The organism is Pseudomonas sp. R5-89-07, assembly GCF_003851685.1.
GTDB lineage: Bacteria > Pseudomonadota > Gammaproteobacteria > Pseudomonadales > Pseudomonadaceae > Aquipseudomonas.
In genome coordinates, this window is sequence record NZ_CP027727.1 from 3,275,753 (window position 1) to 3,288,177 (window position 12,425).

General features: G+C 62.1%; 8 protein-coding genes. 3 read left to right on the forward strand and 5 right to left on the reverse strand.

All coding sequences use genetic code 11. From position 1 onward, the window contains the following. The first annotated feature begins 25 nt into the window (after positions 1 to 25). Complete coding sequence (locus C4J94_RS15040) at positions 26 to 2,230, forward strand: GAF domain-containing protein (protein ID WP_124386901.1); 2,205 nt, start codon at positions 26 to 28, stop codon at positions 2,228 to 2,230. Here C4J94_RS15040 and C4J94_RS15045 read toward each other — a convergent pair. From C4J94_RS15045 to C4J94_RS15060, 4 genes are all read right to left on the reverse strand, one after another. Beyond that, positions 2,209 to 3,366: a diguanylate cyclase gene (locus C4J94_RS15045; protein ID WP_124386902.1), complete on the reverse strand. Its 1,158-nt coding sequence runs from the start codon at positions 3,364 to 3,366 to the stop codon at positions 2,209 to 2,211. The two genes, C4J94_RS15040 and C4J94_RS15045, sit on opposite strands and share 22 nt — an antisense overlap. Before the next feature lie 52 nt (positions 3,367 to 3,418). Then, positions 3,419 to 5,656 carry a 1,4-alpha-glucan branching protein GlgB gene (glgB, locus tag C4J94_RS15050; protein ID WP_124386903.1) on the reverse strand — a complete coding sequence of 746 codons (2,238 nt, stop codon included), beginning with the start codon at positions 5,654 to 5,656 and terminating at the stop codon, positions 3,419 to 3,421. Beyond that, the gene (gene treS, locus C4J94_RS15055) at positions 5,653 to 9,000 is read right to left on the reverse strand and encodes a maltose alpha-D-glucosyltransferase (protein WP_124386904.1); all 3,348 of its coding nucleotides are present in this window, start codon (positions 8,998 to 9,000) and stop codon (positions 5,653 to 5,655) included. Before treS ends, glgB begins: the two co-directional genes overlap by 4 nt. Before the next feature lie 154 nt (positions 9,001 to 9,154). Continuing rightward, complete coding sequence (locus C4J94_RS15060; RefSeq protein ID WP_124386905.1) at positions 9,155 to 11,143, reverse strand: alpha-1,4-glucan--maltose-1-phosphate maltosyltransferase; 1,989 nt, start codon at positions 11,141 to 11,143, stop codon at positions 9,155 to 9,157. A 205-nt stretch (positions 11,144 to 11,348) separates the two neighbouring features. Between C4J94_RS15060 and C4J94_RS27635 the strand changes: the two genes are divergently transcribed. Next, positions 11,349 to 11,525, forward strand: coding sequence for a hypothetical protein (locus C4J94_RS27635; RefSeq protein ID WP_164485585.1), 177 nt, complete (start codon positions 11,349 to 11,351; stop codon positions 11,523 to 11,525). Here the strand turns inward: C4J94_RS27635 and C4J94_RS15065 are convergent. Further along, the gene (locus C4J94_RS15065; protein WP_124386906.1) at positions 11,503 to 11,994 is read right to left on the reverse strand and encodes an MgtC/SapB family protein; all 492 of its coding nucleotides are present in this window, start codon (positions 11,992 to 11,994) and stop codon (positions 11,503 to 11,505) included. The genes C4J94_RS27635 and C4J94_RS15065 overlap by 23 nt on opposite strands. A gap of 120 nt (positions 11,995 to 12,114) precedes the next feature. Between C4J94_RS15065 and C4J94_RS15070 the strand changes: the two genes are divergently transcribed. Then, a complete protein-coding gene (locus C4J94_RS15070; RefSeq protein WP_124386907.1) occupies positions 12,115 to 12,354 on the forward strand; it encodes a DUF3203 family protein in 240 nt (79 codons plus the stop codon). The last annotated feature ends 71 nt before the right edge of the window (positions 12,355 to 12,425 follow it).

Consider the following 12,425-nt stretch of genomic DNA (forward strand, 5'->3'; position numbering starts at 1 on the left):
GCGTAGCGAACAAGGTATGAACCCAATGATGAACTGGCTGCAAGATAGCAGCGAAATGGCGGACCGGGTTCGTCGGCATGATTGGGCCAATACGCCCCTGGGGCCGCTTGAACACTGGCCCGACGTGCTCAAGACAACCGTCGCGCTGTGCTTCGCCTCCAGTTTTCCCCAGGCCATTGTCTGGGGGCCGCAGTTGATCACCCTCTACAACGATGCATTCGTGCCGATCCTGGGCAACAAGCCCGACGCGTTGGGTCGCCCGTTCAGCGAGGTGTGGCATGAGGTGTGGGATGACATCCGCCCTATCGCCGACACTGCATTTGCCGGGCATGCCACCTATATCGAAAACTTTCCGCTGTTGATCGAGCGTAACGAGGCACCTGAACAGGCGTATTTCACCTTTTGCTACAGCCCGATCCGGGACGCACAAGGCAAGGTGGTCGGGTTGCTCGATACGGTGACCGAAACCACCGCCACCGTGTTCCTCGCCCGGCGCCTGGAAGTGCTGGACGCCATCGGCAGCAGCGTCGCCACCGCCACCGATGCCGAAGACATCATGACCTCGACCACCCGCCTGGTGGCCGAACACCTGCAAGTTTCCATCTGCGCCTACGCCGACATGGAAGACGACCAGGACGGTTTTACCATTCGCGGCGACTGGTCGGCGCAAGGCTCGCCGAGCATCATCGGCCATTACAGCCTGGCCGCGTTCGGTGAGCGTGCGGTGACCAACCTGCGCGCCGGCGAGCCCCTGGTGGTGTGCAACAACCTGCTCGAATTGCCGCCCCATGAAGCGGCGACCTTCCAGACGCTTGGGGTCACGGCGACTATCTGCATGCCCTTGATCAAGGACGGGCGTCTCACCGCGCTGATGGCCGTGCACGACAAACAGCCCCGCTACTGGTCCTCCTATGACCTGGCGCTGTTGGGCGAAGTCACCGAACGCTCCTGGGCACACATCGAACGCGTACGCGCCGATGCCGCCGTGCGTGAAGGCCTGGCAGCCTATACCGAGCTCAACGCCACCCTGGAGCAGCGCGTGGAAGAACGCACCCGCGCCCTCGCCCAGGCTGAAGCTGCGCTGCGCCAGTCGCAGAAGCTTGAGGCCATCGGCCAACTCACCGGCGGCGTCGCCCATGATTTCAATAACCTGCTGACGATCATTCGCTCATCCGTGGACTTCCTGCGCCAGCCGGGGCTGTCGGAAGAACGCCGGCAACGCTACATGTGCGCGGTGTCCGATACGGTCGAGCGGGCCAGCAAGCTGACCAGCCAACTGCTCGCCTTTGCCCGCCGCCAGCCATTGAATCCGCAGGTCTTCGATGTCAGCCAACGGGTGCAGAACATCGGCGACATGCTTGAGAGCGTCACCGGCGCGCGCATTCACGTACAGGTGCAATTGCCCGACCAGCCCTGCTATGCGCGCATCGACCCCAGCCAGTTCGAAACCGCCCTGATCAACATCGCCCTCAATGCCCGCGACGCGATGGACGGCCAGGGCACCCTGAGCATCAAGGTCGCCGCGCAGCAGCCACTGCCGCGCATCCGCGGGGATGCCGAGTCGCGGCTGCCCCACATCAGCATCGCCCTGGCCGACACCGGCATCGGTATTCCCGGCGATACCTTCGAGCGCATTTTCGAACCGTTTTTCACCACCAAAGCCGTCGGTAAGGGCACAGGACTGGGCTTGTCCCAGGTATTCGGCTTTGCCAAGCAATCGGGCGGCAATATCGATGTGGCCAGTTCCCTCGGGCAAGGCACGGTGTTCACCCTGTACCTGCCCCAAGTAGAAGGCGAAGCTGCGCCGCAGCAGGAAGAACACCAGGATCTTCCACCCCCGCTGGATGTTGCCCAATTGCATGTCCTGATCGTGGAGGACAACCTGGAAGTGGGACGCTTCGCCAGCCAGATCCTCAAGGACCTGGGCTACCAGACCACCTGGGCCACCAACGCCGAACAGGCGCTGACGCTTGCCGGCAAAGACGCCGAGGCCTTCGATGCGGTTTTCTCGGATGTGGTCATGCCGGGCATGACCGGTGTCGCCATGTCGAGATTGATGCGCCAGCGCCGGCCGGACCTGCCGGTAGTGCTCGTCTCAGGCTACAGCGAAGAACTGGCGGACAGTGGTTATGAAGGTTTTGAGTTCCTTGCCAAACCCTACTCCGCCGAACAGGTCGCGCGGGCGTTGGCCAGGGCCATGACCAAGGATCAGCCCGCCACGGCCACCTGATTGCGGCCACGCGCCTTGGCCTGGTACAGCGCCTGGTCGGCGCTGTCCATCAAGACATACAGATCCAGCGCCTGGGCATGGGTCGAGGCCAGACCCAGGCTGGCACTCAGCCCCTGCACCGGGCCGGCCTTCAGCTCACCAATGGCCTGAACCAATTGTGCTGCGAGACTGCGCGCGGTCTCAAGCGAAGTGTCGGGCAAAAGGATCGCAAATTCTTCGCCGCCCAGGCGACCGTACACGTCCACCTGGCGGAACCCGGCACTGATCACGCCGCCGATCTGGCGCAAGACCTGGTCCCCGGTCTGATGGCCGTAAGTGTCATTGATGTTTTTGAAGTGATCCATGTCCAGCATCAGCGCGCACAACGGCTGCTGTTCGCGACGACATTGCGCATGCAGCAGCTGGGCACGCTCGAAAAAGGCACGACGGTTCATCAAGCCGGTCAATTCATCAGTCTGCGCGGCGAGCGTGGAAATCGCGTGAGCACGCTCCATTTGCCGAGTCAGGCGAAAGGCCTTTTCCAAAGCGTCGGACAGTTTGCGCGTGGCACCCACCACAAAGGACGAGAACACCAATACCGCCAGCGCCACGCCCACCTGCATCGGTGATGGCTGGAACAGCAGCCACAAGGTACAGGGCAACAACACCAGGCCCATGGACCCCAGCGACATGTAACGGTAGGCCGAATAGCAGGACACCGCGCTGACCGACATGCCCACCGCAAACAGCATGACCAGTACCTGGGACACGCGATCATCGACCGGCATCACCGCCAGCGCCCCGCTCCCCCAGATGCCCGCCGACAGCATCAGTGTCAGCCAATAGCGACGCTCCCAGCGCGCAGGGGTTCGCTCGCTGTCCGGGCAGCGGAACCATTCGACGAAGAGCTGTAGGCGCAGCAGTGACGAGCCCGCCAGCAGCACCAGCCAGACCAGGATCACCGACTGATCGAAGCGGTCCCAGCACAGCCAGCAGAGCATGACCGCGCCCAGGTAGCTGCCAAAGATGGCCGGGAACGACTGGCGAAACAGCTGGTGCAAACGGTCGGTTCGCACCTGCTCCTCGATAACGCGATCCGGGTCTTGCCCATGGCTGTTCATGCGCGCTGCCTGTCTGACTGCCGACAAAGGCGCCATTGTGGCACCCTGCCAGTAGCGCGGACAACCGCCGCCAGCGCGCTACAGCGTTTTAACCCTCTTCAGGCCGCAAAATCAGCACCCCCAGAGGTGGCAGGTTCAACGACAGCGACACCGGCTGCCCGTGGCGCGGTTCATCCTGGGTTTGCACCGCGCCGCCATTACCGTAGTTGGACCCGGCATACATGTCGGCGTCACTGTTGATCACTTCGCTCCAGCGCCCGGCGAACGGTACGCCGACAGCGTATGCCTCACGGGGCACTGGGGTAAAGTTGGCGACCACCAGTACCGGCTTGCCGTCCTTGCTCCAGCGCAGCCAGGCATAGACGCTGTTGATCGCATCGTCGCCAATCAGCCACTGGAAGCCCTGGGGTGCGTCATCCTGCTCGTGCAGCGCTGGCTCCTCGCGGTACAGGCGGTTCAAGTCGCCCACCAGCTTCTGCACCCCACGGTGCTCGGGGTACTGCAGCAGATACCAGTCCAGTTGCTGGTCGTGGTTCCACTCACGCCACTGGCCGAACTCGCAGCCCATGAACAGCAGCTTCTTGCCCGGGTGCATCCACATGAAACTCAGGTAGGCGCGCAGGTTGGCGAATTTCTGCCAGCGGTCGCCGGGCATCTTGTCGATCAGCGAGTGCTTGCCATGCACCACTTCATCATGGGAAATCGGCAGGATAAAGCGCTCGGACCAGGCGTACACCAGGCCGAAACTCAGCTCATTGTGGTGATGGGCGCGGTACACCGGGTCTTGCTGGATGTAATGCAGCGAGTCATGCATCCAGCCCATGTTCCACTTGTAGTTGAATCCCAGGCCACCTTGCTGGGTACTTTGGCTCACGCCCGGCCACGCGGTGGATTCCTCGGCGATCACCAGGGCGCCCGGCGCCTCCAGCGCTACCACGTCGTTCAAGTGGCGCAGGAATTCGATGGCTTCGAGGTTTTCCCGGCCACCGTGGCGGTTGGGCACCCATTCACCGGCTTTGCGCGAATAATCGCGGTACAGCATCGAAGCCACCGCATCCACACGCAGGCCATCGACGTGGAAGTGCTTGAGCCAGTGCAACGCCGACGCCAGCATGAAACCGTGCACTTCGGTGCGGCCCAGGTTGTAGATCAGCGTGTCCCAGTCCTGGTGGAAACCTTCCAGCGGGTTGGCGTATTCGTACAGTGCGGTACCGTCGAATTGCGCCAGGCCGTGGGTGTCGGTCGGAAAATGCGCCGGCACCCAGTCGAGGATCACGCCGATATCGGCCTGATGGCAGGCGTTGACGAAATAGGCGAAATCCTCCGGCGAGCCAAAACGCGCGCTCGGTGCGAACTGAGACAAGGCTTGATAGCCCCAGGAACCGCCGAACGGATGCTCCATGATCGGCATCAACTCGATATGGGTGAAGCCCAGTTGCTGCACATAGGGAATCAGGCGATCGGCCAGTTCGCGCCAACCGTACTGGCGCGACACTTCGCCGGCCTCGTCGAGTTCGCACTGCCAGGAACCGACGTGCAACTCATAGATCGACAGCGGCGCGGTGGATTTCTGCTTGTCACCGCGCGCCTGCATCCACTCATGGTCCTGCCAGTCCACCTGCAACGGCGCGGCGACCTTGGAAGCAGTATCCGGCGGCAGTTGAGTGGCCAGGGCCACCGGGTCGGCCTTGAGCGGCAGGATGCCGTGGGCACCGAGAATTTCGTACTTGTAAGCCGCACCGGGTTGCAGGCGCGGGATAAAGATCTCCCACACGCCGGAAGGGTGACGCAAGCGCATCGGGTGCCGGCGACCGTCCCATATGTTGAAGTCGCCCACCACCGAGACCCGTCGGGCATTCGGTGCCCAGACGGCAAAGCGTACGCCCTGCACGCCGTCCACTGTCGTCACCTGAGCGCCCAGGCAGTTGCCCAGGTCACGGTGGTTACCTTCGGCAAACAGGTACAGGTCCATTTCACCCAGCAGCAACTGGCTGAAGCTGTACGGGTCTTCGGTGATCTGCTCGCCGCCGGCCCACTGAATCTTCAGCAGGTAGTCCTGGCGCGTGCCGAAGTGCCCAACGAACAGTCCCGGCACCTGGGTCGCGTCGAGGCTGCCGATCGGCTCGCCACTGTCACGGGCCAGTACCTGGACGCTCAAGGCTTCGGGCAGGAACGCGCGGATAAATTGCCCGCCCTGCTCATCGTCGTGCGGCCCAAGGATCGAGAATGGATCGTGGTGCTCGGCGCGCACCAGCGCGTCGACGTCCTTGGACGCCGGCATTGCAGTCAACTTGGGCTGCAGCGGTTCTTTATGCGTAAAACTCATGACGTCTCCCCACCGCGTGCAGTTTTCGATTCAGGTGTAAGCCCGCTGAGCAAACCGTGCAGCCCTTGCAAGGGCACCGGCAACCAGCTCGGGCGATTTTCCGCTTCGTAGGCCACTTCATACGCGGCCTTCTCCAGGCTGAACAACGTCAGCGCAGCGTCCTGGCCGTTGGCATCCTGCCAGTCATGCGCCAGTGTAGCCGTCGCTGCCTGATAAGCCTGGGTAAATGCCTGGCGGGCTTCACTCAGGTAACGCTCGGTCACACGCCGACGCGCGGCCTGCGCTTGCGGCGAATGGTCAACCGCTTGCACATTCAAGGCCATGGCCGCCGCGTAGTCGAAGGAGCGCAACACACCGCTCACATCCTTGTACGGGCTGTGCTTGCCGCGCCGTTCATGCAGCGGACGCGCCGGCTCGCCTTCAAAATCGATCAAATAGGCATCGCCCTTGACCACCAATACCTGGCCCAGGTGCAAGTCACCGTGGACGCGAATCCGCAACCCGCCCAGCGTGGCTTTCGCCAATGCATGGACATGCGTACCGATGGCTTTTTCCTGCGCCAGTAGTTCACTGACCAGCGCCTGATCGGCGGGGTTCAACTGGCTTTGATTTAGTTTGAGCAACTGCAAGGCCCGCTGGATTTGCGCCCCCACGTCCTTGGCCCAGGCCTGGGTGTCCTTGACGGACGTGACTTCGGGCTTGAAGTCCTTGTTCTGGGTAGGCGCGCCCAACACCACGTGCATCTCGCCCAGGCGCTGGCCAAGCAGGCCGGCAAAGTCGGCCAGTTCGCCCAGGGCGTTGTAGTGCTGCTCCTGTTCGGAAATCGCTTCGGCCAGCTCGTCGCGAATCGCACGCTCAAGGTTGTTCTGGGTCCAGCTCCAGGCATCGCCCTGGTTGCTCAGGTAGCCCTGGGCGATCATCAGCAGGTTGTCCTCGCCTTGGACGTCGCGCCGGCTCATCGAACCCATCAACGGAGAAATATTCGGGTAGGCGGCTTCAGTCAGGTAGGCGCTCATTTCCAGCTCTGGGTGCACCCCGGCGCTGACTTTGCGGATCAGCTTGAGCACCAGGCTCTCGCCCACCACCACCGAACTGTTGGATTGCTCGGCAGACAGGTAGCGCACCGCGGCTTCGTCCGTCAGCTGCAAGGCGGCCAAATGCGGCGTTGCCTCGAAGCGCAGATCACCCTCGCTGCTATTGAGCACGGTGCCCGCCTGCAGGCCCTGGATCACACTGCGAACGAAATGCTCGAGACTGAACGCGTCGGTGACCAGCCCCACCTGGCGGCTGCGGCGTACGCGGGCCATGGCCAGTTGCTGGGGCAAGGCCGTGGTGAGTTGGTCTTCGCCGAGGAAACCGAACGGCAGTTGGTAACGGCTGGTCTGGCCCGCGCTGGTGACGTCGATCTCGCTGAGCAGCACCGGGTGCTGCGCGTCGCCGAAGCGCACGCCGTAAGCGATATGCACGCTGTCGATGGCGGCGTCCTTACCGGCGAACCAGCGGCGCTTGGGCAGCCAGGCCGGCAGCGACGTGTGTTCCAGGGTGGTACGGCAGGGTTCTTCCAATAATTCTTCCATACGTTTTTTCAACACCAATGTCGTGAAGTCAGGAATGCTCTGGGCCGGTTCCACATGCCAGCTGGGCATCTGGTTTTCGGCAGCCAGCACAAACCAATAAAAGCCATAGGGCGCCAGGGTCAGCAGGAAATTGAGCTGGCCGATAGGCGGGAACGCGTTACCGCCCAGCATCTCTACCGGTACCATGCCAGCGAAGCCCGACAGGTCCAGCTCTGCCGCCTGGGCACTGCGCGAGACGTTGGCCACGCACAGGATGATTTCGGTGTGGCCGTCCTCCCCGGTGTATTCGCGGGTATACGTCAGGATGCGGCGGTTGGCGGGCGAGAGCATTTTCAGGCTGCCACGGCCAAACGCCTTGGATTGCTTGCGCACCGCGAGCATGCGCCGCGTCCAGTTCAGCAGTGAATGCGGGTCCTGGGCTTGGGTTTCGACGTTGACCGACTGATAGCCGTATTGCGCGTCCATGATCGGCGGCAACACCAGGCTGGCCGGGTCGGCGCGGGAGAAACCGCCATTACGGTCGATGGACCACTGCATCGGTGTGCGCACGCCATCGCGGTCGCCCAGGTAAATGTTGTCGCCCATGCCGATTTCGTCACCGTAGTAGAGGGTCGGCGTGCCGGGCATGGACAACAGCAGGCTGTTGAGCAGTTCGACGCGGCGCCGGTCACGCTCCATCAAAGGCGCCAGGCGTCGCCGAATGCCCAGGTTGATACGCGCGCGGCGGTCGGCGGCGTAGTAGTTCCACAGGTAGTCACGTTCTTTGTCGGTGACCATTTCCAGGGTCAGTTCATCGTGGTTGCGCAGGAAGATCGCCCACTGGCAATTGGCCGGGATTTCCGGGGTCTGACGCAGGATGTCGGTGATCGGGAAGCGATCTTCCTGGGCCAGGGCCATGTACATGCGCGGCATCAACGGGAAGTGGAAGGCCATATGGCATTCATCGCCGTCGTCGCCTTTACGGTCACCGAAGTAGAGTTGGGTGTCTTCCGGCCATTGGTTGGCTTCGGCCAGCAGCATGCGATCCGGGTAATGCGCGTCGATCTCGGCGCGGATCTGCTTGAGCACCTCGTGGGTTTCGGCAAGGTTCTCGTTGTTGGTGCCGTCACGCTCGATCAGGTAGGGAATCGCATCCAGGCGCAGGCCGTCGATGCCCAGGTCGAGCCAGTAGCGCATCACCGACAGCACCGCTTTCATGACCTGCGGGTTATCGAAATTGAGGTCGGGCTGGTGCGAATAGAAGCGGTGCCAGAAGTATTGGCCGGCCACGGGGTCCCAGGTCCAGTTGGACTTCTCGGTGTCGAGGAAGATGATCCGCGTGCCGTCGTATTTCTGGTCATCATCGGACCAGACGTAGAAGTCCCGCGCCGCCGAGCCCGGTTTGGCCTTGCGCGCACGCTGGAACCAGGGGTGCTGGTCGGAGGTGTGGTTGATCACAAGCTCCGTGATCACCCGCAGCCCACGCTTGTGCGCTTCGGCAATGAAGCGCCTGGCGTCGGCCATGGTGCCGTAGTCGCTGTGCACGCCACGGTATTCGGCGATGTCATAGCCGTCGTCGCGGCGTGGCGAAGGGTAGAACGGCAGCAGCCAGATGGTGTTCACGCCGAGGTCGGCAATGTAGTCGAGCTTGGCGATCAGCCCGGGAAAGTCACCAATGCCGTCGTTGTTGGAGTCGAAATAGGATTTGACGTGCACCTGGTAAATCACCGCGTCCTTGTACCAGAGCGGGTCTTTGATAAAGGTGGCTGGCTTGGGTTTTTTCGCCATTGGAAACTCCTGGAATGCTGAAATTCTGCAGACGGAATGCGATCAATGTGGGAGGGGGCTTGCCCCCGATAGCAGAGCTTCAGTTGATAAATCAGGTGACTGATCCACCGCCATCGGGGGCAAGCCCCCTCCCACATTTGAATCTCCATACCGTTTAAGAAGCGGTAATCCGCCAGATCCCAAACGGCATCTGCGGCTCCAGCCGCGTCCATTGGGTCTTGCCGTACCAGGTCCAGCGATGGCCGTTCATCAAATCTTCACCCTGGGTCTGGGCGTCGTCCGGCAAACCCATCTCCCACAGCGGCAATTCAAAGTGCGCTTCCTGGGCGTTGTGCGGGTCGAGGTTGACGGCCACCAGCACGAAATTGCTGCCGTCCTCGCTGCGCTTGCCGAAGTACAGGATGTTGTCGTTCCAGGCGTTGTAGAGCTTGAGCCCCAGGTGCGTCTGCAGTGCCGGGTTCTGCCGACGGATGCGGTTGAGCTGGGCGATCTCGGCGATGATGTTGCCGGGCGCGGTGAAATCGCGAGGGCGAATCTCGTATTTCTCCGAGTCCAGGTATTCCTCCTTGCCCGGCACCGGCGCGGACTCGCACAGCTCGAAGCCCGAATACATGCCCCACAGGCCCGAGCCCATGGTGGCCAGCGCGGCGCGGATCAGGAAACCCGCGCGGCCGGACTCATGCAGAAAGCCAGGGTTGATATCCGGCGTATTGACGAAGAAATTCGGGCGGTAGCATTCGCGCCACGGCGACTGGTTCAACTGGGTGAAATACTCACTCAGTTCGGCCTTGGTGTTGCGCCAGGTGAAATAGGTGTAGCTCTGGGAATAACCGACTTTGCCCAAGCGCGCCATCATGGCCGGGGTGGTGAAGGCTTCGGCCAGGAAGATCACCTCCGGGTACTGGGCGCGCACGTCGCTGATCAGCCATTGCCAGAACGGCAGCGGCTTGGTGTGCGGGTTGTCGACGCGAAAAGTCTTAACGCCCTCTTCCACCCAGCCGACCACGATATCGCGCAGTTCGACCCACAGGCTGGGAATCGCATCCGCCGCATAGAAGTCGACGTTGACGATGTCCTGATACTTTTTAGGCGGGTTCTCGGCGTATTTGATCGTGCCGTCCGGGCGCCAGTTGAACCAGCCCGGGTGCTGCTTGAGCCAAGGATGGTCCTGGGAGCACTGGATGGCGAAGTCCAGGGCGATCTCCAGGCCGTGGTCGGCGGCAGCCTTGACCAGGCGACGGAAATCCTCGCGACTGCCCAGCTGCGGATGGATCGCCTCGTGCCCGCCCTCCTCGCTGCCAATGGCGTAGGGGCTGCCGGGATCATCAGGGCCTGCGGTCAGGGAATTGTTCTTGCCCTTGCGGTGGCTACGGCCGATGGGATGGATTGGCGGGAAATACAGCACGTCAAAACCCATGTCATGGATCATCGACAGGCGCGAGTGCACATCGTTGAAAGTGCCATGCCGAGCCGGATCGTCGGTGATCGAGCGGGGAAACAGCTCGTACCAGCTGGCGAACTGGGCGCGCTCGCGTTCCACGTCAATCGGGTAGACGGTGCTGACGCTCAAATAGGCGCGGTGGTCGGCCTGGGTCATCAGGTGTGCACTGTCTTCGTGCAGGAACTGCGCGACCTGCTCGGTTTCCAGCAGGCCGGAGAGTTCGTGATGCAGCAGCATCAGGCGGTCGCGCAGTTCGTTGTCACTGCGCTCGGCGGCCTGCAGCACCAGGCTGCGGCCTTCCTGCAGTTCCAGGCTGACCGGCACCCCGGCTTCGTGTTTTTTGCGCAATTCATAGCAGAAGCTGGCGAAGGTATCGATCCAGGCCTCGATGCAAAACTCATGGGGCCCCTGGGTGGTGACGGTAAAAGCGCCTTCCCAGCCATTGTTGCCCACATCACTCATGACCACGCTGTGCCAGTGTTCCTGCCCCAGCGGGCGCCAGCGCACCAGCACAGCCAGCTTGTCGTGGCCATCGGCGAACACTTTACTGGTCACGTTGACCCGCTGGCCGACCACCGCCTTGACGGCAAACTCGCCGCCGTCGATCACCGGCATGGTGCTTTCAATCGCGATTCTGGGTAACAGCAGTGCTTGGGACAGCGGCAACGAAGCGTGTTCTGGAACCAGTGTTTCAGCAGTCATCGAGCCTATTCCCCTTACGCCCAGTGGACGCTCTGTGCTTGATCCGAATTCGGTGGTGGCAGCGCGCTTGCAGCGCAGACCCGTAATAGGTCCGAGCCTGGGCTCCAGTCAAAAGTTCAGGCGGATATGCCGCCACCGGGCGGGGAATCAATTCCCTGCGCTGGCTGTCCACCCCTTAGAGCAAAGCACAAAGGAGGCCACACCGATGACGATCCCCATCCCTGCTGAAACGCCGGACCCGAATATCGACAACCCGACCTTGCCCCCCAGCGAGCCTGAACCGGTCCCGGAACAGGAACCGCCCGAGAACGAGCCGCCACCGGTACAGGAGCCGCCGACCACCATGCCGCCGGTGATCGTCAGTCCTTCTCGAAACGCCTGACGATTTTCGGCATCACGCTGAACACCGCCAGGGCCAGCAACGTACTCAATACCGCTGTGGATTCCCGGCCCAAACCGGCCGAGACGCCAATCGCAGCGGTCATCCACAAACCGGCGGCAGTGGTCAGGCCCTTGACGTGACCGGCGTCTTCATCCTTGCCCTTGATAATGGTGCCGGCACCCAGGAAGCCAATTCCGGCAATCACCCCCTGCACCACCCGGCTCATCGCATCGGCCTGGTTGCCGGACATCTGCGGCACCATCACGAACAGCGCGGCGCCCAACGCCACCAGCATATGGGTGCGCACCCCGGCGGCCTTGCCCTTGCTCTCGCGTTCGAACCCCAGGATGCCGCCGAGGATCGCGGCCATCAACAGGCGCACGGTCATTTGGGTGACCTGCCGGGCATCACCGATATCGGCAAATTCCGCCTGCAGTGTTTGCCACGCTTCATGCAGCCAAGCGTCCATAGATGCCGCCCTTTTACGATTATTGGTAGAAGGTGGACAGCGGCGACCGTCAGTCAGTTGCGTGGAACCCTAACGCCTCTGTGGCCCCAAACGATCACAGCCCATGAAAAGGACACTGGTATGCCTATCCGTATCGACAACCAACTGTGCTATTTCACGCTCAACGAGAACGGCCAGGAACAGAGCGTGCCCGCTACCCGCGTCAATATCGTGACCGACACCGATAAAGCCATGTCGTACGTAGAGCTGGCGGCCGAGCGGATCTACATCACCGAAGCCGAGGCCGACGCACTGACCGTCGCGGGGGCCCACGACGGCCGCCAGCATGTGAAGGCCGATTCACCTGGTTCGGTGATTTGATTGATCTGTATCAGTACATGAAGACCTCTTGTGGGAGGGGGCTTGCCCCCGATAGCGGAGGGTCAGTTACC